Source organism: Paenibacillus sp. G2S3 (assembly GCF_030123105.1).
In the GTDB taxonomy this organism is placed as follows: Bacteria; Bacillota; Bacilli; order Paenibacillales; family Paenibacillaceae; genus Paenibacillus_AQ.
In genome coordinates, this window is record NZ_CP126095.1 from 451,457 (window position 1) to 475,424 (window position 23,968).

Consider the following 23,968-nt stretch of genomic DNA (forward strand, 5'->3'; position numbering starts at 1 on the left):
GTAGAAATAGTGAAAGACTATTTTTGTGTTCGTTTACAGGTAATCTGCCCTAAGTATTTAAGTGAGAATATTGGCTGAATCAATTCCAATATATTACTGATTGCTTTTTTAAGAATGTTGTAATAAAATCTTATCAAGATAATAAATTATTATCACTAAGATCAAACGCAATACGAAAGGAGTGAAATGCTCACATGAAAGAAGATCGCAGCTGCTTAGAGTCCTATTTTCCAATTGCTTCTTTTATTGCTTCAATTATCGGTTCAAAATGTGAGGTTGTTATTCATGATATAAGCAATCCAGAGCGTTCAATTATATTTATTGAAAACGGATATATCAGTGGACGTAAAGTAGGCGATAGTTCAACGGATCTCGTGCTTAAGCTGTTGAAAGATGAGTCCTACCGTGAGCAACCGTTTATTGCTAACTATAAAGCGCGTGGTTCGCAAGGTCAGGTATTTCGCTCCGCTACTTATTATATTAAAAACAGCAGCAATGAATTGGTCGGTATGATGTGTATTAACATTGATGTCACACATGTGGAGGTTGCAGCTGAGTGGATACAAAACATTTTGCAAGGAGGATCAACACTTCCACCAGTACCGTTAATACCACAACAAGAGGTTGTAGACAAGCAGACGGAAGAGTATTTACAAGGAAACGTAGATGACCTGCTCCAGCATATGATTGATTCGGTGCTCGGTAAAATTAATGTTCCGGCAGAGCGATTGTCCTCGCAAGAGAAGATTGAGCTAGTGAAAGTACTTAACGAGCAGGGTGTGTTTCTACTTAAAGGTGGAGTTTCTCAAGTGGCTAAGTCCTTGATGATATCTGAGCCAACAGTTTATCGTTATTTGCAAAAAATTAAGTAAGAATAAACAGAACTCTCAAGAGAGGAAGTGGGCTAGTTGACAATAGACTTTGATAAGGTTGTTAGCCGATATGGGACCAATTGCGCTAAATGGGATGGTATGGCGCAAGCTTTCGGCAGAGAAATGATAGCGCTTTCCGTCGCGGATATGGATATTCAAGCCCCTCCACAGGTGATAGAGCGAGTAACGGAGATGGCGAAGCATGGCATATATGGATATACTGATCCTTTTCCACCTTATTATGATGCAGTTCAGCGATGGATTAAAAAAGCTTACGATTGGGAGGTTCCGCAAGAATGGATCGTGTTTTGTCCTCGTATTGTGCAAGCGGTTTCTCTGATCATTCAGAACTTCACTCAACCAGGTGATCAAGTGTTAATCCATACGCCAGCCTATCAGCCGGTTGCCAAATCGGTAGAGCTAAATAACCGTGTATTAGTGGAAAGTCCATTTCGTGAAGTGAACGGGCGTTATGAGATCGATTTTGCTGATATGGAGTTGCGGATGCAAGCAGGGGTTAAAATTGTACTGCTCATCTCACCGCATAATCCGGTTGGTCGGGTATGGACACGAGCTGAACTAGAACGAATCGTTAGCTTGTGTACGAAGTATGATGCTTATATTGTATCGGATGATATTCATGCCGATTTTATTCATGAAGGTCATGAGCATACGATAATCGGGAAGATATCAACCGAGGCTGAGCAGCGATCTTTTATCTGCACTTCCCCAGGGAAGACCTTTAATCTTGCAAGCCTTGAAATTGCTAACATCGTGATTCCAAATGATCAGCTGAGGGAGAAATTCAGACATTGCTTACAGCAGGCAGGCTGTCATAACCCCACCTTCTTTGCAGTTCCTGCTTTAGAAGTGGCTTATACGGAATGTGATGAATGGCTGGAACAATTACGAGAGTATATCACAGCCAATATTGCTTGGGTGAAAGCTTATATAGCTGAATATATGCCTGAGCTTCGCGTGATCGAGTCAGAAGGAACCTATCTGATATGGGTGGATTGTAGGGCAATCAGTGCCAACGAAGCAGAGCTAAAGCAGTGGATTGAGTCGGATGCGAAGGTTAGCGTGAGCTTTGGAACAGGTTTTGGGGCATCAGGAGAAGGCTTTATTCGCTTAAATATCGCAACGCCACTACCCATGTTGCAAGAAGCTTTTCATCGGCTGTACCGAGCTTATCCATTAAAAAATTAAAATAATAAATAACGCTTTATTAATGACCTTGAAAGACCTCGTTAGTAGCTTTTCTCAGATCCGTATCAAGGGGGAAAATAACCATGTCCAAATCAGAATCACCAAGAGTCAAGAAACAGCCGACGATGTTCTTAGCACTATTACCGATTATTACGATGATTGTGCTACTTAGTTTAGGGTATGTGTTGTTTGAATTACCACCAGAACCACTTATTATTACCTCTGCGGTAGTTGCTGGTATTATCGCGATTATTCTTGGTTATAGCTACAACGACATACTAGAATCTATCGCTGGTAAGATCGCGAAGACGATGCCTGCCATTCTTATTCTGATCATGGTTGGTTTTATGATTGGGGCATGGATGGTTGGTGGAACGATCCCGATGATGATTTATTATGGATTGAAAATCATTAGTCCACAATTTCTGCTTATTACCGCATTTATTGCGACAGCTGCCGTTTCGCTTTGTACGGGCACATCTTGGGGGTCAGCGGGAACGATCGGGGTTGCCTTTATGGGCGTTGGCGCGGGTATGGATGCAAACCTAGCAGCAGTAGCTGGTGCTGTTGTTGCAGGTGCTTATTTTGGTGATAAATTGTCACCGCTTTCAGATACAACGAATATTGCCGCGTTAGCAACTGGTGTCAATCTATATGAACATATTGGACATTTATTGTATACCACACTTCCTTCTTTTATCGTTGCAAGCGTTGTCTTCATTATCACAGGTCTAAACACAGATGCTGCAGGTGCTATTGTTCCAGAGAAGGTTGGAACGATTATGGGATCATTGGATACAATTTACGACTTTAATCTGCTGCTTTTAGTACCTGTATTAATCATCTTGTATGGTTCGATTGCGAAGAAACCGACAATACCGGTCATGCTGATCTCTTCAATGTTCGCTATGGCTAACGCACTTCTATTCCAGGGCTTTACGCTGAATGATGTCGTTTCTTCTGTTGTTAATGGATTCAATATCTCCATGGTTCAAGTAGCTGGCTTTGATTCTGCCAACGTTATTGAAGATGTACCCCGTCTCTTAAATCGTGGCGGAATGAACTCCATGATGGGTACACTTCTCATTTGCTTCTGTGCAATCACGTTCGCTGGAACCATCTCTCTGACGAAGTCCCTGGAACTGATTGTTAATAAGCTTTTGAAGTTTGTCCATTCCACAGGATCTATGATCGTAGCAACCATTGTTACAGGTCTTACGATGATCGGAGTTACAAGTAACGGTCAGGTGTCCATCTTAATGCCAGGTGAAATGCTGCGTGAAGCATATATCCGTCGGGGCTTGCATCCAAAGAACTTGGGACGTACCATCGAGGATTCAGCGGCCATTACCGAGCCTATTCTGCCTTGGACAGCTGCAGGTGCTTATATGGCGGGAACGCTGGGTGTTGCAACATTAGACTATTTACCTTGGGCTGTTCTATGTTGGACAGGAATAATCTTTGCGACGATATGGGGCTTTACGGGATTCGGTATCGCGAAGTTAACGCCAGAGCAACAGGCAGAAATGCTAAAGGAATATGACGGTAACACTAATAAACAAGTTGGATAAAGGAGTCTTTTAGAATGACAAATATGCATAAAGAAATTGTAATAACAACGGATGCACCGGATGCAATTGGACCTTATTCTCAAGCTGTAAAGCTTGGGAACGTCCTATATACTTCAGGACAACTCGGACTAGACCCGGTTAGTGGGACTTTTCCTGCTACGGTTGAGGAACAGACGGAACGGTCGTTGCTGAATGTCAAAGCCCTACTGGAAGCGGCGGGTACAAGCATGGACCAGGTAATTAAGACGACCGTTTTCCTAAAGGATATGAATGATTTTCTTAAGGTGAACGAGATTTATGGAAGGTTTTTTTCTCAGCCATACCCTGCTCGCAGCGCTGTTGAAGTAGCACGTCTGCCTAAGGATGGGCTCGTAGAAATTGAAGTTATAGCTTATATACCATAAGAGAGCAGACATTAGTGGGTACTACCCAAATTTGTATTTCAAAACGTTGATTAGGAAATAAGTCAGAAAGCCGCCCTGGATAGGGCGGCTTTCTTAATTGTGAGCAGAGTCGTAGTTGAAATTGAAAATTTTCATGAAAATTTAAAGTGAAAATATTCATGAAAATGTAACAGTAACCATAACTAATTACATAAAGAACTTCCCAAAACAGTATCTTTGCGTTATCATATATGTGAAAACATTCACAAAAGGGGCGTTATAAAGATGAAGAAGACATCAAGTGCTGCTCTTATTCTCATTCTCTCTGGCATGCTCGTGATCGCAGGCTGCGGTAACAGTAATAGCAACACTACAGCTAGTAGTAATGGCAACGAGAACAAGAGTAAGGTCAATGAGACGGTTAACAATGATAAAGCTGAAGCCGTATCAGGCGCATCAGAGGCTAGCTACACACCAATGGATCAATTAAAAGATAATTATGATATCGTTATTGTTGGTGCTGGTGGTGCGGGAATGTCTGCTGCACTGGAAGCTAAGGCTAAAGGCTTGAACCCGGTTATTTTAGAAAAAATGCCGGTTGCAGGCGGTAATACAAGTAAATCTTCGTCGGGGATGAACGCTTCTCAAACGAAATTCCAAAAAGAACAAGGCATTAAAGACAGCAATGATTTGTTTTATGAAGAGACACTAAAAGGCGGCCACGACACGAACGATAAAGAGATGCTTCGCTTCTTTGTGGACAATTCTGCAAGTGCTATCGATTGGTTGGATTCGATCGGCATCAGACTGAACAATATCACAATCACAGGCGGTATGAACGAAAAACGTACCCACCGTCCAGAAGACGGCTCTGCGGTAGGCCAATATCTTGTCAAAGGATTGGTTAAGAACGTACAGGAAAAAGAAGTTCCATTGTTTGTGAATGCAGATGTGAAGGAAATTACCCAAAAAGACGGTAAGGTTGACGGAGTAAAGGTACTCTTTAACCAGGCCGATGAAAAAACCATTACAGCGAAGGCAGTTGTTGTAACAACTGGCGGTTTCGGTGCCGATATGGATATGATCTCTAAAGTCAGACCTGATCTGGAAGGATACGTTACGACTAACCAGATCGGCAGCACCGGCGACGGTATCAAGATGATCGAGGCACTAGGTGGAACCACCGTTGATATGGATCAAATCCAGGTTCACCCTACAGTTCAACAAGAGAAATCTTATCTGATCGGGGAAGCTGTTCGCGGCGAAGGTTCTATCCTCGTGAATAGCGAAGGTACACGGTTCGTAAACGAATTGACTACACGTGATAAAGTTACCGAAGCGATCAATGCACTTCCTGAAAAGGCGGCTACTCTTGTCTTTGATTCCGGCGTCAAATCACGCGTTAAAGCAATTGAACAATATGATAAAATGGGCTTCGTAATCCAAGCGGATACCATCGAAGCATTGGCGAAAGAAATCGGCGTTCCAGCGGATAAGCTAAAATCGACACTTGATACTTGGAACAGCGCGGTTAAGAACAAGAACGATGCTGAATTTGGCAGAACCACAGGGATGGACAACGACTTGTCCACAGGTCCTTATTACGCAATTAAGATCGCACCAGGGATCCACTACACCATGGGCGGTGTGAAGATCAATACGAACACAGAAGTATTAAATAAAGACGGTGCTGCTATTCCTGGTCTGTTTGCAGCAGGTGAAGTTACAGGTGGATTGCACGGTCAAAACCGGATCGGCGGTAACTCTGTAGCAGAGATCATTATTTTCGGCCGTCAAGCAGGGATTAAATCTGCTGAGTTCGTACAAGCGCAATAAGATACTAATTGCATAATCTGGTTAAAACAAAAGAACCGCTTGGGCTAATAGAAGCCCGAGCGGTTCTTTGTTTGATCTCTCATTCAGGTGAGAGGAGTGATCTCTATTCAGAAGGCTGCTTTCCGCTTTTAGCTTGTTCTTCTCGCATCCATTGTGACAGCTGGCGTTTGAGTTTAAGAAATTCCGGTGAATCTGTAATCTCATCACGGCGCGGACGCGGAAACGGTACATCTACAGTATGTAAAATAGAGCCGGGGCGACCCGAGAATACATAAATACGATTCGAGAGCAGCAACGCTTCTTCGATGTTATGGGTAATGAACAGCACGGATCGGCGATTTTCCTCCCACAATTCGAGCAGCCAGCGCTGCATTTCACTGCGAGTTAGTGCATCCAGTGCGCTGAAAGGTTCATCGAGCAGCATCAGCTCCTGCGGAGCGAGCAATGCTCTGAGAAAAGCAGCACGTTGCTGCATCCCACCAGACAGCATATGCGGATAAGCATGTTCAAACCCGCTCAAGCCAACTTTGGCCAGCCATTGTCGTGCTTCCTCACGAGCTCCATCATGCAGTGCACCTTTGATTTCACCCGCGAGCAGTACATTGTCTTCAATCGTCCGCCAAGGAAAAAGTGCAGGCTGCTGCGGCATATAACTAATCTCACCACGTTGTCCCGTAACGACCTTACCGTTCATGAGGATCGTTCCCGCATCTGGCTTCACAAGACCGCCGATCATATGGAATAAGGTGCTTTTTCCACAGCCGGAAGGACCAACAATTGAAACGAACTCTTGCTGCTCTACCTTAAGAGAAACGTTGTTCAGCACGTTCGTCTCACGGCGACGATGGGTGAAGGACTTGGAGATGCCGCTTACTTCAAGAGCAGGTGGTGCAGCAGTATGAGCTTCAGGAGAGCTTATGATTTCAGTTGTTCTTTGTTGCATTTGCGTCGCTTGAGACATACAGGCATCTTCCTTTCTATGAGCTACGGCGCGGTTTCCAGCGGACTAACCATTTTTCCAACAATGCGATAATAGCAAAAAGCACGAGACTTAAAAGTACAATAATAACAATAGCAACAAACATCCGATCCGTTCGATAAGCGGATTTCTGGAGGAGCATATAATAGCCAATCCCTTTATCCGCGCCAATCCATTCTGCGACCACGGCTCCCATAACTGCGTAGGTGGCGGATATCTTTACACCTGAGAATAGTGCCGGGATAGAAGACGGAAGCTCCAGCTTGGTGAAGATTTGCCACTTGCTTGCGCCCGCCATTTTCATATAATTCATCATGACCTGATCACTTTGAGACAAGCCGCCCATTGCAGCGACAGCTACCGGGAAGAAGCATACCAGCGTAATCAGCACGATTTTGGGCAAAAGACCGAAGCCGAACCAGATGATAAGCAGCGGTCCGAGTGCGATAGAAGGAACATTTTGACTCAGAATAATGAGTGGATAAAAAGCCCGTTTGGCCCAAGGCAAAAGATGCAAAAGTAGAGCAACAATCAAGCCTACACCTGTACCAATCGGAAAACCAATTAAAGTGAGTCGCAGCGTAGCCATCGTATGAACCCAAAGACCAGAAGCGTTACTGGTAGATTCGCGAGCAATGTCAGCAGGACTCGGAAGAATCCATGATTCGATATGGAATAGAGATACAGATAGCTGCCATACAGTTAAAAAGAAGACGACCGCCACAAGGGGCGGCCATATTAGCTTCCAGGTCGATCTCACGGCCGATATTTCTCCGTCAATTTATCCATGCTGATTCCGGTAGGATTATGAGCGATTTTGATCTGCGAAATCACGCTTGGACTACCTGCTTCGATTAGCGCCTCCTGCATTTGACGCACAACCTCCAGCAGCTCGCTAAGCTCACCTTCCATAGTGGTTTCCAGCGGATTCACTTGGTGTTTAACGCCGGACTTCTGAATAACTTCAATCGCTTTATCTACGTAGGGGATGGAGTCCTCATTGTTTGGAGTCTTAGGAATTACTTGAATGCTTAATAATGTGTTAGCCACAATAATCAATCCTCTCATTTTATAAGGTAGTTAAAAAGTCAACTTTGATAACGAAGTAATTCAGGAAGCAGACTCGGCGTCGAATCTTGAACGAACTTGGGAAGTCCGGTCTACTCCGCCGGTAAAAAATCATTCGTGAATGCACTAGCTGCATCCAGCGGTTTATCCAGCAGCTTCAGATCATACATCCAGTCGCCGTAATTCTGCCAGACCTCGGTTTTTTGCTCGCCCCAGCGGGGTGCATCGTCCTTGTATTTCGGGCTGAGCCATTTTTGGCTAGCTAGGACAAGCTCGGTATCTAGATCAGGCACAGCTTTAGATAATGTAGCGGCTGCCTCTTCCGGATGATCAATAGCATACTGATACCCTTTTGATGTAGCTTTCAGGAAAGCCTTCACCAAATCTGGATTCTCTGTGATCTGCTTCTCGCTCGTTGTTAGCACAGGCGTGTAATAATCAAGCTGAGGCGCATAATCCTTTAAGTACAGCATATCCAGAGGTTCACCACGCAGTTCAGCCTCAATACCGGTCCATGCGTAGAAGATCCAAGCGAAATCAATGTCGCGTTTTACGGCTGTAAAATAATCTGCTTCCCCAATACTGATTAGCTTCACCTTTTTCACATCGCCACCAACAGGGTCCATGATCGCCTTCATGGCTGCTTCTTCAGCAGGAGAGCCCCAACCGCCGTAGGTTTTACCCTCAAAATCTTTTGGTGATTTAATATTGCGGTCTACTGGAGCGGCGAATCCCGAAGTATTATGCTGAATAATGGCTGCAATCGAGACAAGGGGAACGCCTTGTAGACGGGCTAGAGTCAATCCTTCCTGAGCGCTGATCCCAAAAGCAGCTTCGCCAGAAGTAACCATGGTATCGGAACCCGCGGCGCCAGGTTGAACGATTTCTACATCCAGACCTTCTTCCGCGTAATAACCAAGATCCTTGGCTACGTATAGACCGGTGTGGTTCGTATTCGGTGTCCAATCCAGTGCAACCTTAACTTTGGTAAGCTCTTTCGGAGCATTTGATCCGGTCGCTGCATTCGATTCCGCAGCATTTCCTTTGTTTCCGGCTGTATTCCCATTGTTGCTGCCGCATCCAGCAATCGCAAGAATGAGCATACAGATGAGGCTCAGCATGAGTGCTTTTTTGAGTTGCATGTTTTCTTCTCTCCTTTAAGGTTGCCAGATCCCGTCATCCAACATGAATCATAAAGTGTAGTATGTACATTTCTTCTACATCTTTTGTGATCTACACAAAAAAAGCGCCCCGAGTGATCGGGACGCTGGCTTGGCGCTAGGTTAGTAAAGGTCACAGGGACCAAAACCAATTGGCGATTCCTACGCTGGCATTATCCAGATCAGGTATAAGGGTCAGTATCTTGTGGGATACAATCTCAGCCGGCCAATTCCAGCACCCCTGGTTCTATGAAGTTAACGGGTATTTCCACGTGCAATATAAGCAAGTATAAGTGTTGTACCTATACTTTATATCTTATATTTCTCGCATACGGTGTATTATAGACGGCTGTTCTCGGAATGTCTAGTAGCACGCTCCTAAATTTTTCAAATCTATGGCTGCCATTTCGTCAGTCTAGATCTTTATATTTCTTTCGGTGACGCCGCTTAAGCTCACTAACCAGAGCACCTAACGTAAGGACAACGCTGACCATTATCCCGCTCATAATCACGAAGAGAGCAAGAAACTCAAAGGGCGAATAGCTGATCATTTTACTCCATTGAATCTTTCCATCCAGATCGTCAATGACCTGATTCATGCCATAAATCCCACTTACCACCGTAAATACAGTGAGGATCATCAGCAGATTATCCCGGCGCTTGGACTGGAATTTATCTTGATACTGAAACAGGTCAGTCAAGGTTTCTTTCACTTCCTCGAACAGAGCGTCGTTTCCGTATACTTTACGCAGCTGAAGAAAAATCTCCCGTCCTTGCGACTGTGAAATCAGCTCCAAGAAATAGAACTTTGCCGAGAATTTATTAATCGAGTAGATTAAATTATCGATCTCATCATAATCGTGGTTTATGCGTAGTCGGGAATGCATATTTGCCAGCTTTAGCAGAACAATTTTGTGGAAAATATTGAGTAGAAATCCGTAATAATATTGCCCGTACATCTGGTTGGCCAGGTTAACGGCAATCTTCGGTTCAGCTCGTGTCATGCAGCAAAAGGTCTGCTCATTCATCATATAATACGTGTCTGGACCCCATCGATTATAGGAATGCTCATGACAATAGTTCGCAATATACGCTGGATCGCTGGCACTGGCATAGGGCTTCCCGTTCAGATCAATTCCATCAAGCTGAGAGGCGCGATAGCGTAGATTTACACTAATCTCATCAGAATCTTCTTCATTCTGAAAGCCGTAAAAGGCCTGCACCTGCATTCTTTCATCTACGAAAAAGGGGAGCGTCTCGAAATAAGCCCCATTGATATCCGAATGATCTAGAAAAGGCTCCAGTCCATCCACCAGATTTCGGAAGACAAAATCCTCCACCATCTCAAAGGTCTCTTCCCCGCAATGGATATAAGTATAGTCATCCTGTACGAAGGTGTTCTCAAGTGCTCGGAAGCGGTCCGCGAATTCGAGTGCAATACTAAAGGGAATCGAATCCCCCTCAAGCTGGACACGTATCGTCACAAATCCAAGCTGAAAAGGACATATGAATATATCCGTCGAGAGAACTTTAAAAAATATGGACTGCTGCGGAATCTCCAGAATACAGTCCAGATTATTTACTCTGGAAAAGCGGCGGAAAGAGTCAGCATCCTTCTGTCGTGGAAAAAGGATGTGTGCAGCAAACGGTAAATAGGTGCGCTCCATTCGTTCATGGGAAACACAGTAGCCTTCTCCATAATAGGCATTTTCCAGTTCTTTATTATCCAGAAAAAAACGTGTGAAGCCATCATCCTGCAACTGCTGGATAAGCTTTTTAGAATCGCCCTTTTTTATTGAAAAGGGAAAAATAAACTGCATAAGCGCAGTATGTAATAAAGGCTCAGTTGAAAGCTTATCCATTCATCGTCCATCCTTGTGCTCAGAATATGCTTATAGATGACATTACCCTAAAAGGATTAGGTTGATACCATTCTAACATTCTAAATACTGGAACTCTTTCTTTGCACTGCTTGCCTGGATTGGAATCTCCATGCGGCAATGCTCAGCAAGAACAAAAAGGCGGCAAAACCGGCAAGTAACCCAGCGGTTTGTGCCACTTTTAGATGGTCCATAGACCAGCCCATGAATAGGGGCAGCAGGGCTCCACCGACACCTCCAGCAGCGATCATTATACTAGGTGTCGACTCTTCGGCTCCTGGCAGCATCTTGCTGGAGAAGACTAAAGCAATGGAGAAAATACCAGACATAAATAGCCCAAGCAGTAAAATGACAATGAACGCAGCCACTCGATTCTCCGTGAACGGAAAAAGAGTCAGCAGTAACAAGGTCAGTAAACAGCTGCTCAAAATGTACACGCGATAAGAAATTTTCTCTGCGATCACTCCAGCAAACAGTCTTCCCGTAGACATAGCTAGCCAAAAGAAAGTGACTGTCAGCGCCGCCGCAGATTCCGTCATCCCTAGCTTGGCGATAAAGATGGCGGGCATAAAGTTGACCAGACTCATCTCTGTACCTACATAGAGAAAGAAGAAAAGGATGAAGATGCCCAGCAGAATCCATTGCTTCCCTTTATACGGAAGCTGTGTGCTGGACTGCGAGGAATGCGAAGTTACTGAGACTTTGCGAGGGGCTCGCTCGTCTAGTATGCGCTGCAGATTCCCAAAATGGCCTCTTCCCCAGAGAATGAGGGAAATTAATGAGAAGCCAGCGACAATTAGAAATGCCAATCTCCATGCTCCGGTAGCAATGAGCGGACTGGCGATAAGAGGCATTACGAGTGCTCCTATCCCAAATAGGACTTCAAGTCGGCTCATCGCAATAGCGGTTCCTTCTGTCACAGCTCCGATAATGATGGTGCCGATGACGGCTTCGATCATGCCGAAACCAAAGCCAGCCGCAACAGCGATGACATACATCCATCCCCAAGGTGGTAGAAAAGCATACGCAATTTCAGCGGTCAGGAGAAGAGCGGTGGCGATAATGATGCCTCCACGTTTGCCAAAACGGCGATTGAGTAGGGGAGAGACAAGCACACCAGCAAGAAAACCAGCGAATTGACTAAAAATTAATTGCCCGCCGGCACTATAATTTTGGTCATAATGCTTTAACAGAACGGGAAGAATAGATCCCAGCACTACATGAGCAAGTCCAATGACAAAGTAGGAAAGACAGCCAATCCAGATCAGTTTTTTCACGAAATAGGCTCCTTAGCTAGAAGTAGGTTTATGGGATGTGGTCGGATTCAATTTGGACCTAAAGGGTACATTATAACAAGCACCATAATTATGATAAGTCCAAACCGAGAGCTTGGATATATAAACTTTTGTTTATATGCATGAAAGGAGAGATTTACGTAATGGATAACAAACAACTAGAACAACTCATTATTAAGGCACTGGATAATAACAAGTTCGGTTCCTTCGGTACGATCGAAGGAGGAAACAAACCCAAAGTTCGTTACATGGCTATTTTCCATGAAGGATTGAAAATTTATTTAGCTACGAATCGGAAGACGCATAAGGTAGAAGAATTATCAGATAATCCGAATACATTTTTGCTACTTGGCTATGAGTCAGGTGGAAGCAAAGAGGTGCTGGAGATTGAAGCAACTGCTGCTGTCTCTATGGATGAAGGACTGCGCACGAAGGTGTGGAATAAAGAGCTTGAGCCGTGGTTTACTGGACCCGACGACCCTAATTATGTGATTCTTGAGCTTACTCCAACACGTATCGAGTACATCGGTAGTAATAAAGAGCATGGTGTTTGGACTCCCTAAGCCCATTTCAAATGATTCCGAAAGCCTTCCTATCCCACTGAGGATTAGGAGGGCTTTTTTTTGAAAATATAAGAAAGCATAAGTCCCTGAGTGTTCCTGTTAAAACATGTTATAATGACTTCAACTTTTTACTTAATTTCTCAGGGAGGACTTAAAATACATGAGCGTTACTCTGTTATATATTGAAGATGATCGTGAAATCGGCAGTGTTGTTTCTGCGGATTTAAGTGAACGTGGTTATAGTGTACGTTGGCTACGGAGCGGGGAGGGAGCGACGGAGGAAGCAGCATCTTGTCAATTGGCTATTCTGGATGTAATGCTTCCAGGTCTGGATGGATTTACTGTTGGACAACGCTTGAAGCGGGTGTACCCTAAGCTACCGATCTTGATGCTCTCCGCACGAACTTCAATTGATGATAAGCTGCAGGGGCTTGAGTTCGCAGACGATTATTTGACCAAGCCTTTTCATCCGGATGAATTGGCGGCCCGTATCGAGGTGCTGCTCAGACGGAATGGAGCATCTGCTCAGGAATCGCTCACGCTTAAGCACCTTGTCGTTTATGAAGGGGATAACCGAGTAATAAATGCTCAGACGCAAGAAGAAATCATGCTTACAGGTAAGCAATTTCAGATTTTTTCTTATTTGCTACGCCATCTTGGTCAGATTATGACGAAGGAGCAGATCTATGAAACGGTCTGGGGGGAGAGCTATATCGAAGGGGACAAGACACTGATGGTACATATTCGCTATTTGCGTGAAAAGTTAGAGCTAGATCCGGGAAGTCCGGAAATTATTGAAACGGTCCGGGGGATCGGATATCGGGTAAGAGCATGAGGGGGTTAGGACGCATTCGCAAGCAGCGTAGCTCCTCTTTGCTATCGGGATATTTGCTTATTATCGTTTCTGCACTGCTTTTTATTCCTGTGGTTCTGCCGTTATCTTTTGTTCTCTACAATATGATTAATGAAGTGACTAAAGGGGCTCCATCTGTAGACACCTCTCTGTATTCGAGTGTTGCAGCGCTGGAGACCATGTGGCATAAAGAGGCGCTTCAATTGGAGGATGTTTCTTCGGAAGCCATAAATGAGCGTCTACATGAACTGAGCCGGAAATACACTGAGGCTACTATGTTTTGGGTAGATGGGCAGGGAATGACCCAGTTGATTCTCACACCTGATGAAGGCAATCCGGATCATGGCAGCGGAGTTCCGGAGGAGTGGACTGCGGCTGAGGCTATTTTTTTTATGAAAGAAAGTACAAAGCGTGATCCTTTAGCCATCGTCGCCTTCATGGGAGACCGAGTGGATGCGGGTAAAGGGTTTATTGTAATGCAAATTCCAAACAAGCTGCTAAACAAAGGGGCCTATGGGGGAGTCGGGGCTTGGGCTTTGTATTACTTTGTGCTCTTTGTACTTTTTGGAGGGTTCGCACTGGTTTCTTTGCTGTTCTTTAGAAAAATACGCAAACGGTTATTGCAGCTACAAACGGCGATGACGATTACAGGACCGGATAGAATGCCTAGGCCTATAGCGACAGGCAAACTAGACGAGATCGGACGATTGGAGGAAGCCTTTAATACGATGGTCGTGAAACTGGATGAAAGTCGACGTAGGGAAATAGAAGAAGAGGAGCTACGCAAGCGTCTAGTATCCAACCTATCTCATGATTTGCGTACACCGCTTACAGTCATCCGCAGCCACATCCATGTAATGACTAAGGAGAGCTTAACTCCAAAAGGGCAACAGTCCCTACAGCTAATGGATGAGCGTATCGCGGATCTTAGCGTCTTGATTGAGAATCTTTTATCCTATAATCTACTGAGCAGCGGAAGGATCACCTTAAAGCCGGAACGTAAAGATGTCTTGCGTTTGCTGCGGGAAAGTGCGGCTGCTTGGTACCCCGTATGGGAAAAAGAGGGTTTCGAGATCGATATTGATTTGGAGGCTGAGCCGTTATTCTGGATGGTGGACGAGGTGTGGTTTCGCCGTATTCTCGACAATCTGTTTCAGAATATTGTTCGTCATGCTAGTAGTGGTCTTTATGTAGGAATTTCTACGGAGCCCCGTAATGGGCAACGTGTCGTTATGATTACGGACCATGGCAGAGGCATCCAAAGTCCATCCGATTACAAAGGGGCAGGATTAGGGCTGTCCATCGTAGATCTTCTAATAAAACATATGGAGCTAGAATGGGATATGGAAAGTACAGGAGATGGCACCTCCGTTGTAATCCTTAATCCGCAGAGCGAAATTTAAACAAAACTTAAACTTCGTGCCGCCTTGTTCTTAACCTTGGGACGTTATGCTAATTACCGAGGTGAGGAACATGAAAGAAACAGTGATTGAAACGAAGGATTTGTTGAAAAAATACCGTGGCCGGGCTGCGGTGGAAAGTTTAAATTTGAATATCCGTAAGGGAGAGATTTATGGCTTTCTAGGCCCAAACGGGGCTGGGAAAACAACGACGATTCGCATGCTGCTTGGACTGATCACTCCGACATCTGGAAGGATTGAAGTGTTCGGCCAGGATCTTCGCAAGCATAAGCTGCAAATTTTGCGGAAGGTAGGGTCGCTTGTTGAATCCCCGTCCTATTACGGGCACTTAAGCGCTGTGGATAATCTTGAAGCCATCCGGCGTATCCTTGGTGCTCCGAAGTCACGGATTGCTGAGGTGCTTGATATTGTTTCCTTAACAGGGGAAGAGAAACGTCCGGTTAAAGGATTCTCCCTCGGGATGAAGCAGAGACTAGGTATTGCTGCTGCCTTGCTCGGGGAACCGGAGCTGCTTATTCTGGATGAGCCGACGAATGGACTTGACCCGTCAGGAATTCAGGAAATTCGCGGACTGATTAAACGATTGCCACAGGAACAAGGGATTACTGTCGTAGTATCCAGTCATCTACTTAGTGAAATTGAGCAAATGGCGGATACCGTAGGTATCATTCGCCAAGGGCAAATGGTGTACCAAGATAGTATAACGAATCTGCAGCGTCAGGCTGGTGGAGAAATGCGTCTAGCGGTCTCGGACCCAGAGTCCGCGCTGCGTCTTGCTGAAGAACGGGGGTACACAGGGATACTTCAAGACCAAAAGCTAGTCTTCTCCCGGATGATCGATGCAAGAGTTGCCTTGCTAGTCAAAGCCTTGGTAGAGAATGGGCATGCTATTTATCGTGTAGAGGAGCGGAGACAATCACTTGAGGACTTCTTCCTGCAGGTTGTAGGAGGAGAGGAATCATGATGTGGCGGGCATTGTCGGCGGATTGGCTAAAAATCCGTGGCAAGGGACTCTGGTTTTTAGTGTTTCTTGGACCGCTTGGACTTGTGGCCATGCAAGGCTTGAACTTCGGACTTCGTTATGATTATCTTCGCGAGCAGTATAGCGCGGATTTATGGGGTGGGCTTCTGAACAATGTGGCTGCATTTGTGCCTATTGCTCTTTTTCTCGGAGGGACCTTATTATGCTCGTTGATTGCAAATGTAGAACATCAGATGAGCTCGTGGAAGCAGCTCTTGGCGCTACCTATCTCACGTACTTCAGTATTTATGGCTAAGCTGGTGTTATGTCTGGTGCTAGTGGCGGTTTCTTGTTTGCTGCTCTCGGTGGGTACAGTTGGTTTAGGGCTTGTCTTGGGCTTCAAGGTCGAACTGATTCCGTATTTGGATGTGTTACGAATTGGCTTTGTATCCTATATTGCGGCGTTGCCGGTTATCGCTTTGCAGCTGTGGCTTTCCTTGGCTAACCGTAATCAGACATTGCCGGTTGCTCTTGGAATAACCTTATCTCTGGTGTCTATCTTCTCCATGCTACTTTCGGAGTGGGTTCCTTTAACATGGCCATATATGGCCTGGGATTCTTCGCATCGTCTCTTATTTAGCGGTGCAGGGTTACTGCTGGGGCTGCTGATTCTTTTGCCTGGTGCAGTGCACTTCGCAAGAAAGGATGTGGATTAACGATGAATTCATTTTGGAGAGTGCTATCGGCAGAACGATTAAAAATGTCTAAATCATATGTCTGGCTTTTAGTTATAGGTAGTCCAATTTTAGCATTACTTCCCGGGGCATTGGCAGATAAACAAGGGGAGAAGATGAGTTGGGAACTGCTGTTAAATGTGATGTCTATGATGCATGCCATGTTGTTTCTACCAGTGCTCTCGGGGATTTTCGCCGCACTGATCTGTCGTTATGAGCATCATGATGGAGGCTGGAAGATGTTGCTGTCGCTACCTGTGACCCGGTTATCGGTGTATCTCTCTAAATATGTGATGATTATCGGATTGCTGGCTGCGGTTCAACTAACGTTCCTCGTGATGGTGCTTGGAATGGGTTTATTTCAAGATGTTCCTGGTTCTATCCCATGGTCTTTGTTACTAAGTTCGGTATTCGGCGGATTGGTTGCTTGTTTGCCACTTGCAGCACTGCAGCTAGCGATCTCTCAAGGTTGGAGCAGTTTCGGCGCACCACTGGCACTTAATGTGAGTCTGACCATTCCCAATATGTTAATCGCCAATTCTTTAACCTATGGCCCTTATTATCCGTGGGTACAACCAATGTTGGCCATGATGCCGTATGGTGATGACACGTTTGGAGCGTTTAATTTACCTTTAGACACTTTGATGATGGTAGTGGGCGGCAGCTTCATTGTGTTTTTTGCGGCAGGACTACTCTCCTTTTATCGTAAAGCGGTCTGATTTACAGCGAATTTTATAAACGCCTTCTCAATGGACATCCAGAGCTGGTTTTCATATAATTGAAGAAAACAATCAGCGAAGCTAACTAGCTGGTGGAGGAGGGCGATAGCATGGAGCCAACGGCATTAGAGGATTGCGATAACACATGCAAGGGTTCGGAGCTTGAACCGGAATCCATTGCATTGATTCTGCCTGACCGAGAAATAACGGATAAAATGGCAGAGATGTTCAAAGCGTTGGGTGATCCCACACGAGTACGGCTCATTTACGCTTTGTCCCAGCAAGAACTATGTGTACACGATTTGTCCGTGATCCTTGATATGGGCCAATCTGCGATATCCCATCAGCTCCGATATTTACGGAATTTACGAATTGTGAAGCGCCGTAAAGAAGGGAAGACGGTATTCTATTCGCTTAACGATGCGCATGTAGAGCAGATCTTTCTGCAGACACACGAGCATGTACGTCACGAATAGCTAGGTATTAAGTGTTTTTTTTATTTTGAAAAAAGAGGGAATCCCATCAGCCATTTCGGCTTTTGGGATTCCCTTTTCTTCTTATTTCTAGTCTTAATCATTCTCTGTGGCTTATAGACCCAGTCGACGCTATTTGCCAGATTATCGCCTTTCGCGCAAAGTTGCGGACCCCAGTGCAGCTATTCCATAGAAAGAGGCCTGGATTTGGCCTTTTTCATGCCAATAACGGCTATAGAGTCCGGGTAGCACTCCAAATGAGAGATAATGCTGCTTTTAAGGCCAACTGGGTCCGATTGCTGCTTGGTTTGCGATGAATGGGCTCTAAACAAACGATTGGCGCTTCAAGCCAGGGGCAAACTTATTAACTAGATTGCTTTAGGCTGCTCGAAATGGCTGGTTTTCTAAAAGACAAGGCCAGCCAGACACAATGTACAGCGAGTACAAAAAGGATGAATAGATCGATTCCCATATATTCGCTTGTATTATCGTTTCCAACAAACTGAATCAGATTATGTACAAAATGAAACAATATTAGCGGAAGTATATTATTATTTTTCAGCATCAACAAGGTAAGCACAAAACCGATCAGAAGAGCATATACGAGCTGTAGAAGGATTTGCGTCATGTCCGTACCAGATAATGCATTAAGTAAGTGGGTAATAGAGAATAGAATGCTTGAAGTAATGACAGCCGTTTTAACACCTCTAGGAAGTAAAGTCTTGAAAATCAATCCGCGGTAAATACTTTCTTCCACAAAGGCTACAAGCAGCGTGAAGAAGATAAAGAACAATACCTCAGACGTACTGATCTCACGAAAACCTTTAAAGGAAATGGTGATCAGAATGACCACTAGAGGTGCATAATAGATCCAATTCCCTGAGGATATGGTGTTCAGAGGACGGAAGCCGAGACCACTCCATTTGTTCTTAACTGTGAAGTAGATGATCAGTACAAGCGCGATTGGAATAAAGGAGATCAGTACTGGGGCGGTATACGAAAGCTCTTTAATCGTAGCGTAAGTCCCGGCGGCAGATACCGCCAAAAGTAACAGCACCTCAATTATAACAACGGTCCAAACAGGATATTTCTGTGAAAAAGAAGACGTCTTGGCTAGCTTTGACATGGTCTACATTCATCCTTTCGTTATCTTTCAGTTGCCAATCCATCTCGAGTGTGATCATGCATTATTTTACATATTTTCACGAAAAGGTCAATTCATTTAATTTTTATGGAAGCGAAGAAAAATGGTGTATATCGCGTATTGACCTTCAAAAATAAAGGGAATATAATAGCAATAAGAAAACATATGAACAAGTGCTCATATATGGTTTTTATTTGAGGAGATGTGCCGTATGGAAACAATGCAGGGAAAAGTAAAACGTCAGTGGGAATTAGAAGGTTTGGATTGCGCCAATTGCGCCAGGAAAATTGAAGATAAAGTGAAGAAGATCGAGGGCGTATCGTCTTGCTCCGTTAATTTTGTTACGAAGACAATGACGATGGAAACCGCCGCAGGTTATGAGGAATCGGCGATTGTAGAAGCAAAGAAAACGGTGAAGGCACTTGAGCCCCATGTAAATGTGAGAGAGAAAACTCAGGGCAGTCGCAAGCTGCAGACTAACAGTAGTCCTGAGCATGGACATGATCACAAACATGGTCATGAACACGATCATCAGACTGCAGACGGACATAAGCATGATGATGCTGATGGTCATGGTCACAGTCACGAGCATGGGGAAGGCGATACCCGTAAGATTCTACTGCGGCTAGGTGGTGGTGGGATACTCGCGCTTGCCGGAATATTTTTACCAGTAGAGGGTGTAGTAGAACTGCTGATTTTCTTAGCAGCCTATCTCATCGTAGGTAGTGAGGTCGTCTGGCAGGCGGTTAAGAACATTATCCGGGGCCAGGTGTTTGATGAGAATTTCTTGATGGCTCTTGCAACCATCGGTGCTTTTGCGATTGGTGAGTATCCAGAGGGCGTAGCGGTTATGCTCTTTTACCAAATTGGAGAGCTGTTTCAAGGTCTGGCTGTAAACCGTTCACGCCGATCTATCACGGCACTTATGGATATCCGTCCCGAATTTGCTTACCTTAAGCTTGGAAATGATCTAAAACGAGTCTCCCCTGAGGAAGTAGCGATCGGTGATGTGATTGTTGTGAAACCGGGTGAGAAGGTTCCTCTGGACGGAACGATCCTTGAGGGTAGCGCTATGATGGATACCTCAGCACTTACCGGGGAATCTGTACCGCGTTCGGCTGGACCGGGAAGCACAGTATTAAGTGGGTTTATTAATCGGAACGGTGTTATTACGATGCAGGTTACTCAGACCTTTGGAGAATCAGCTGTATCCAAGATTCTAGAGCTAGTACAGAATGCTTCGAGCAACAAGGCCAAAACGGAGAACTTTATTACCAAATTTGCGCGGGCTTACACACCTATAGTAGTGATTACAGCTGTCCTGTTAGCCGTCGTCCCTCCGCTAGTGATAAGCGGGGCAACCTTTTCAGATTGGATTTACCGGGCGCTTGTCTTTCTAGTTATCTCCTGTCCATGTGCGCTTGTGGTCTCGATTCCACTTGGTTTCTTCGGAGGGATCGGTGCAGCTTCACGCAGTGGTATTCTGATTAAAGGTAGCAACTATCTTGAAGCGTTGAATGATGTGAAAGTAGTTGTCTTTGATAAGACCGGAACATTAACTAAGGGTCAGTTTAAAGTAACTGGAATTTATCCGTCGGGTAGCAAGTCTAAGGATGAATTGCTGCGGACAGCCGCTTATGCGGAGAGCCATTCAAACCATCCGATTGCCGAATCGATTCGGACGGCTTATGGAGAACAGATTTCTAAGGAAGCGATCTCCAATTATAACGAAATTTCTGGCCATGGGATCGAGGTTTCGATTGAAGGAAAGACCGTACTTGCAGGTAATGCGCGTCTGATGGAGCGTGAGGGTATAGCCTATGAGGTGCCAGAGCAGAGTGGTACAGTTGTTCACATCGCGGTGGAGCATCAGTATGGAGGTTATCTGGTGATTGCTGATGAAGTGAAGGAGGACTCGCAGCAGGCTATCCAGAGCCTCAAGAAGCTTGGCATCCGTAAAACAGTGATGTTAACTGGCGATGCTTCTTCTGTAGCTGAAGCTGTTGGGAAGCAGTTAGGTGTAGATGAGGTACATGCTGAGCTTTTGCCGCAGCATAAGGTAGAGGCCATCGAGAAGCTGGATCGTGAAAAGTCACATCGCGAGAAAATTATTTTTGTCGGTGATGGAATTAATGATACCCCAGTACTGGCTAGAGCAGATGTTGGGATCGCAATGGGCGGACTGGGCTCCGATGCTGCGATAGAAGCGGCAGATATCGTAATTATGACCGATGAACCGTCTAAGATTGCTGTAGCTATTGGCATTTCGAAGCGTACACGGATGATCGTATGGCAAAATATTATTTTCGCTTTAGGCGTTAAAGCTATATTTCTAATCCTCGGTGCATTTGGGATTGCTACGATGTGGGAAGCTGTATTCTCAGATGTTGGGGTAACCGTACTGGCTGTGCTGAACAGTATTCGAGCATTAAAAGTTAAAGATCAGGGATAAAAAAATCGCTCTTTAGGGCATTGGTGTTAATTACCGATCCCAAAGAGCGATTTCTTTTTTGTTTGCAGGAGATTAAATGTTGTCTTCCAAGTGTAGACTCTCAATGCCTGAGCGCACGATGCTGCAGGAGGCGTTGAATTTCTCAGCTTCTTCGGTGTTTAAATTAAGCTCCAGCAGTTCTTGAATACCAGTGTTGCCAATAATGGCAGGCACGCCGGTACATACACCACTTTGTCCGTACTCTCCATCCAGAATTGCGGATACGGCAATGATCTTGTGCTCATCATTCAAAATGGAACGAGTAATGTAGGCCAGTGCACTTCCAATACCGAAATGTGTGGAGCCCTTTTTGGTGAATATCTCCCAGCCCGCATCTTTGGTCTTGCGGGAGATATCCTCCAGATCCAGATGCTGGAACCGCTCGCGATGCTGATCCATAATTTGCAGGATAGGCTTGCCGCCAATGGTCACATGTGACCAAGCTACAAACTGGGATTCACCATGTTCTCCAAGTGCGTAGCCGTTAACGCTGCGTGGATCAATGGAGAACACATCAGACAACAGTGTCTTTAGGCGCGAGGAATCAATGGAGGTTCCTGTACCAATAATTCTGTGGCGGGGTAGCCCTGATATTTTCCATACCATATAAGTGACAATATCGACCGGATTAGCGGCGACTACGAATATTCCATCAAATCCCCCAGCCATAATCTTGGTGATAATTTCTCTAGTAATGACTGCAGAGGCTTCCAGGACGTCAAGTCTTGTCTGCCCTGTCTTTGGATTAGCGCCGGCGGTTAAGATAACTACATCCATTCCTGCGCAGTCGCTATGGGTTCCGGCATACACCTTGGTGCGTGTGCTTGTGAAATCCATGCAGTGAGAGAGATCAAGTGCTTGTGCCATAGCTCGGTCATAGGTGCGGTCGATCATCATGATCTCGTCGCAAATTGCCTGATTGACCATGGAGTAGGCGCAGCTGGAACCGACCATCCCGGCACCGACGATGGCAACTTTTCTCGATTTACTTTTCAATTGCCTTGACCTCGCTTTCTATTGTTAGGTATGCATATATTTTAACGTATCCCTCCACAAGTTACCTAACATCGGACACAGAAAAATGATTTTTACTTTAAGGCATTCAACCACGTAAGAAGCCATCTCAATCGTATGAATTGAGATGGCCTCTTAGAATAATAATGTATCCTTATGACTGTAGGGATTGTGCCTCCGAGGAGGTCATAGCTTTATAACGTTTGTACATAAAGAATCTCCAATGAAGAATCATTCCGAAGGCCAAGATGAAGAATAGTCCACCGGACTGTGGGATACTAACATAACTATTAATAAATTCATGAAGTAAGGTGCGAACAAGGAGAAGCCCCAGCAAAATGAAAGCAAAGCTCTTAGAACGCTGAGCATAGATTTGTCCATCCCGTTGTTCGAAGTTTGTGCTGCGTATTAGAGGATACGCGAAGATGAACCAGCCGATCAGAAAGGCGAGCGCTGCCCACCATAAAGGAAACCTAACTTCAGGTACAACGAACATGGCAAAGCCGGTCGACATACCGAGAGGTGGAATCCATATTTTTCGAATGGTAACCGGACGTGCACTAGCTTTTAGACGAATAAAAATAACCATTAGCGCCATGAGCAAGGTCCCTATAGTGGAGCCGATATGTAGGAGTGAGGGGTTAATGCTACCCATGATTCACGACCTCTCTATGATTTGAGTCACTTGTATCTTCATTATAACAGAAAAACGATGGCAGAACATTGAAGTGTAGCCGCTGTACGGAGGTAGTAGCTCCGTGAAAAGCACTGCATACTACTTTAAGTAGAAAGGGGCCAAAAACACCAAATAGCAGGTCAAGGTAGTTAACCTTGACCTGCTATTTTTAATAATATAAGTAGTCCAATAATTATTGGTTCAGCCTAAGCTTATGAACGGCTGCGTCCACTTGTTGAGCGAAGAATAAGGCTGACGATAAAGATCAGAACAACGGCCCCGATCAAAGAAGGGAAGAAATAGAAATCACTTACTTTAGGTCCCCAGCTTCCCAGAAGCACGCCACCGAGCCATGAACCGATAATACCTGCGATAATGTTACCAATTACCCCGCCTGGAATATCTCTGCCCATAATCAGACCTGCTAACCAACCAATGATCCCACCAACAATTAACATCCATAAAAAACTCATGTTACTTCAACTCCTTCGTTTTGTTGTTTTCGATGTCTACTATTAACCTTGCCAACCATGTTTAAACCACTTGTAAAAACTTACTACTGCCGGGAGAGTTAGGAAATGGCCTCAAAATGCGAGCTCGATAATGTATTACAACTATAAACATGCTATAGTGAAAAAATATTATGAAATACTGAGTAAGTTGCTA

General features: G+C 44.9%; 23 protein-coding genes and 1 riboswitch. Of the genes, 13 read left to right on the forward strand and 10 right to left on the reverse strand.

Annotated elements, in window-relative coordinates:
• Window positions 1–194: 194 nt before the first annotated feature.
• The 5 genes from QNH28_RS02035 (at window position 195) to QNH28_RS02055 (ending at window position 5,871) form a co-directional block, all read left to right on the forward strand.
• The gene (locus QNH28_RS02035) at window positions 195–872 is read left to right on the forward strand and encodes a helix-turn-helix transcriptional regulator (RefSeq protein ID WP_283909952.1); all 678 of its coding nucleotides are present in this window, start codon (window positions 195–197) and stop codon (window positions 870–872) included.
• A 36-nt stretch (window positions 873–908) separates the two neighbouring features.
• Window positions 909–2,081: a MalY/PatB family protein gene (locus QNH28_RS02040; RefSeq protein WP_283909953.1), complete on the forward strand. Its 1,173-nt coding sequence runs from the start codon at window positions 909–911 to the stop codon at window positions 2,079–2,081.
• An 83-nt stretch (window positions 2,082–2,164) separates the two neighbouring features.
• On the forward strand, window positions 2,165–3,652 hold the full coding sequence (gene nhaC / locus QNH28_RS02045; RefSeq protein ID WP_283909954.1) for a Na+/H+ antiporter NhaC: 1,488 nt from the start codon (window positions 2,165–2,167) through the stop codon (window positions 3,650–3,652).
• A 23-nt stretch (window positions 3,653–3,675) separates the two neighbouring features.
• On the forward strand, window positions 3,676–4,056 hold the full coding sequence (locus tag QNH28_RS02050; protein WP_283912025.1) for a RidA family protein: 381 nt from the start codon (window positions 3,676–3,678) through the stop codon (window positions 4,054–4,056).
• Between the two features lie 264 nt (window positions 4,057–4,320).
• A complete protein-coding gene (locus QNH28_RS02055; protein ID WP_283909955.1) occupies window positions 4,321–5,871 on the forward strand; it encodes a flavocytochrome c in 1,551 nt (516 codons plus the stop codon).
• Window positions 5,872–5,974: 103 nt separating this feature from the next.
• Here the strand turns inward: QNH28_RS02055 and QNH28_RS02060 are convergent, their stop codons facing one another.
• The 6 genes from QNH28_RS02060 to QNH28_RS02085 form a co-directional block, all read right to left on the reverse strand.
• Window positions 5,975–6,814 (reverse strand): ABC transporter ATP-binding protein, encoded by an 840-nt coding sequence (locus QNH28_RS02060; protein ID WP_283912026.1) that lies wholly within the window; start codon window positions 6,812–6,814, stop codon window positions 5,975–5,977.
• A 34-nt stretch (window positions 6,815–6,848) separates the two neighbouring features.
• On the reverse strand, window positions 6,849–7,610 hold the full coding sequence (locus QNH28_RS02065) for an ABC transporter permease (RefSeq protein ID WP_283909956.1): 762 nt from the start codon (window positions 7,608–7,610) through the stop codon (window positions 6,849–6,851).
• Entirely contained in the window at window positions 7,607–7,900 is a 294-nt protein-coding gene (locus QNH28_RS02070) for a thiamine-binding protein (RefSeq protein ID WP_283909957.1), read from the reverse strand. Before QNH28_RS02070 ends, QNH28_RS02065 begins: the two co-directional genes overlap by 4 nt.
• A 110-nt stretch (window positions 7,901–8,010) precedes the next feature.
• Window positions 8,011–9,060: an ABC transporter substrate-binding protein gene (locus tag QNH28_RS02075; protein ID WP_283909958.1), complete on the reverse strand. Its 1,050-nt coding sequence runs from the start codon at window positions 9,058–9,060 to the stop codon at window positions 8,011–8,013.
• 160 nt (window positions 9,061–9,220) lie between these two features.
• Window positions 9,221–9,331, reverse strand: a riboswitch (TPP riboswitch).
• A gap of 157 nt (window positions 9,332–9,488) precedes the next feature.
• Window positions 9,489–10,940, reverse strand: coding sequence for a hypothetical protein (locus tag QNH28_RS02080; protein WP_283909959.1), 1,452 nt, complete (start codon window positions 10,938–10,940; stop codon window positions 9,489–9,491).
• A gap of 80 nt (window positions 10,941–11,020) precedes the next feature.
• Entirely contained in the window at window positions 11,021–12,235 is a 1,215-nt protein-coding gene (locus QNH28_RS02085; protein ID WP_283909960.1) for an MFS transporter, read from the reverse strand.
• Between the two features lie 161 nt (window positions 12,236–12,396).
• Between QNH28_RS02085 and QNH28_RS02090 the strand changes: the two genes are divergently transcribed.
• The 7 genes from QNH28_RS02090 to QNH28_RS02120 all read left to right on the forward strand — a co-directional run bounded on the left by QNH28_RS02090 (window position 12,397) and on the right by QNH28_RS02120 (window position 17,980).
• Window positions 12,397–12,816, forward strand: a complete 420-nt coding sequence (locus tag QNH28_RS02090) for a pyridoxamine 5'-phosphate oxidase family protein (RefSeq protein ID WP_283909961.1) — start codon at window positions 12,397–12,399, stop codon at window positions 12,814–12,816.
• Between the two features lie 160 nt (window positions 12,817–12,976).
• Window positions 12,977–13,651 (forward strand): response regulator transcription factor, encoded by a 675-nt coding sequence (locus QNH28_RS02095; protein ID WP_283909962.1) that lies wholly within the window; start codon window positions 12,977–12,979, stop codon window positions 13,649–13,651.
• Window positions 13,648–15,072, forward strand: coding sequence for a HAMP domain-containing sensor histidine kinase (locus QNH28_RS02100; RefSeq protein ID WP_283909963.1), 1,425 nt, complete (start codon window positions 13,648–13,650; stop codon window positions 15,070–15,072). Before QNH28_RS02095 ends, QNH28_RS02100 begins: the two co-directional genes overlap by 4 nt.
• A gap of 70 nt (window positions 15,073–15,142) precedes the next feature.
• Window positions 15,143–16,054: an ABC transporter ATP-binding protein gene (locus QNH28_RS02105; RefSeq protein ID WP_283909964.1), complete on the forward strand. Its 912-nt coding sequence runs from the start codon at window positions 15,143–15,145 to the stop codon at window positions 16,052–16,054.
• Entirely contained in the window at window positions 16,051–16,767 is a 717-nt protein-coding gene (locus QNH28_RS02110; RefSeq protein WP_283909965.1) for an ABC transporter permease, read from the forward strand. Before QNH28_RS02105 ends, QNH28_RS02110 begins: the two co-directional genes overlap by 4 nt.
• A gap of 2 nt (window positions 16,768–16,769) precedes the next feature.
• Window positions 16,770–17,504, forward strand: coding sequence for an ABC transporter permease (locus QNH28_RS02115; protein WP_283909966.1), 735 nt, complete (start codon window positions 16,770–16,772; stop codon window positions 17,502–17,504).
• Window positions 17,505–17,614: 110 nt separating this feature from the next.
• Window positions 17,615–17,980 carry an ArsR/SmtB family transcription factor gene (locus QNH28_RS02120; protein ID WP_094869696.1) on the forward strand — a complete coding sequence of 122 codons (366 nt, stop codon included), beginning with the start codon at window positions 17,615–17,617 and terminating at the stop codon, window positions 17,978–17,980.
• Between the two features lie 361 nt (window positions 17,981–18,341).
• Here the strand turns inward: QNH28_RS02120 and QNH28_RS02125 are convergent, their stop codons facing one another.
• Window positions 18,342–19,103, reverse strand: a complete 762-nt coding sequence (locus QNH28_RS02125; RefSeq protein ID WP_283909967.1) for a CPBP family intramembrane glutamic endopeptidase — start codon at window positions 19,101–19,103, stop codon at window positions 18,342–18,344.
• A 229-nt stretch (window positions 19,104–19,332) separates the two neighbouring features.
• Between QNH28_RS02125 and QNH28_RS02130 the strand changes: the two genes are divergently transcribed.
• Window positions 19,333–21,573, forward strand: a complete 2,241-nt coding sequence (locus tag QNH28_RS02130; protein ID WP_283909968.1) for a heavy metal translocating P-type ATPase — start codon at window positions 19,333–19,335, stop codon at window positions 21,571–21,573.
• A 72-nt stretch (window positions 21,574–21,645) separates the two neighbouring features.
• On the opposite strand, the gene QNH28_RS02135 is transcribed toward QNH28_RS02130, so the two are convergent.
• The 3 genes from QNH28_RS02135 to QNH28_RS02145 all read right to left on the reverse strand — a co-directional run bounded on the left by QNH28_RS02135 (window position 21,646) and on the right by QNH28_RS02145 (window position 23,775).
• On the reverse strand, window positions 21,646–22,608 hold the full coding sequence (locus QNH28_RS02135; protein ID WP_283909969.1) for an L-lactate dehydrogenase: 963 nt from the start codon (window positions 22,606–22,608) through the stop codon (window positions 21,646–21,648).
• 172 nt (window positions 22,609–22,780) lie between these two features.
• Entirely contained in the window at window positions 22,781–23,281 is a 501-nt protein-coding gene (locus QNH28_RS02140; protein ID WP_042184392.1) for a CcdC family protein, read from the reverse strand.
• A gap of 233 nt (window positions 23,282–23,514) precedes the next feature.
• Window positions 23,515–23,775 (reverse strand): GlsB/YeaQ/YmgE family stress response membrane protein, encoded by a 261-nt coding sequence (locus QNH28_RS02145; RefSeq protein ID WP_042123669.1) that lies wholly within the window; start codon window positions 23,773–23,775, stop codon window positions 23,515–23,517.
• Window positions 23,776–23,968 lie beyond the last annotated feature (193 nt).

Coding starts and splice junctions, on each gene's coding strand:
- nhaC (WP_283909954.1), top strand. CDS start 2,165: ATGTCCAAATCAGAATCACCAAGAGTCAAGAAACAGCCGACGATGTTC.
- QNH28_RS02145 (WP_042123669.1), bottom strand. CDS start 23,775: ATGAGTTTTTTATGGATGTTAATTGTTGGTGGGATCATTGGTTGGTTA.
- QNH28_RS02080 (WP_283909959.1), bottom strand. CDS start 10,940: ATGGATAAGCTTTCAACTGAGCCTTTATTACATACTGCGCTTATGCAG.
- QNH28_RS02035 (WP_283909952.1), top strand. CDS start 195: ATGAAAGAAGATCGCAGCTGCTTAGAGTCCTATTTTCCAATTGCTTCT.
- QNH28_RS02055 (WP_283909955.1), top strand. CDS start 4,321: ATGAAGAAGACATCAAGTGCTGCTCTTATTCTCATTCTCTCTGGCATG.
- QNH28_RS02050 (WP_283912025.1), top strand. CDS start 3,676: ATGCATAAAGAAATTGTAATAACAACGGATGCACCGGATGCAATTGGA.
- QNH28_RS02060 (WP_283912026.1), bottom strand. CDS start 6,814: ATGCAACAAAGAACAACTGAAATCATAAGCTCTCCTGAAGCTCATACT.
- QNH28_RS02090 (WP_283909961.1), top strand. CDS start 12,397: ATGGATAACAAACAACTAGAACAACTCATTATTAAGGCACTGGATAAT.
- QNH28_RS02105 (WP_283909964.1), top strand. CDS start 15,143: ATGAAAGAAACAGTGATTGAAACGAAGGATTTGTTGAAAAAATACCGT.
- QNH28_RS02095 (WP_283909962.1), top strand. CDS start 12,977: ATGAGCGTTACTCTGTTATATATTGAAGATGATCGTGAAATCGGCAGT.
- QNH28_RS02130 (WP_283909968.1), top strand. CDS start 19,333: ATGGAAACAATGCAGGGAAAAGTAAAACGTCAGTGGGAATTAGAAGGT.
- QNH28_RS02075 (WP_283909958.1), bottom strand. CDS start 9,060: ATGCAACTCAAAAAAGCACTCATGCTGAGCCTCATCTGTATGCTCATT.
- QNH28_RS02110 (WP_283909965.1), top strand. CDS start 16,051: ATGATGTGGCGGGCATTGTCGGCGGATTGGCTAAAAATCCGTGGCAAG.
- QNH28_RS02120 (WP_094869696.1), top strand. CDS start 17,615: ATGGAGCCAACGGCATTAGAGGATTGCGATAACACATGCAAGGGTTCG.
- QNH28_RS02125 (WP_283909967.1), bottom strand. CDS start 19,103: ATGTCAAAGCTAGCCAAGACGTCTTCTTTTTCACAGAAATATCCTGTT.
- QNH28_RS02115 (WP_283909966.1), top strand. CDS start 16,770: ATGAATTCATTTTGGAGAGTGCTATCGGCAGAACGATTAAAAATGTCT.
- QNH28_RS02100 (WP_283909963.1), top strand. CDS start 13,648: ATGAGGGGGTTAGGACGCATTCGCAAGCAGCGTAGCTCCTCTTTGCTA.
- QNH28_RS02140 (WP_042184392.1), bottom strand. CDS start 23,281: ATGGGTAGCATTAACCCCTCACTCCTACATATCGGCTCCACTATAGGG.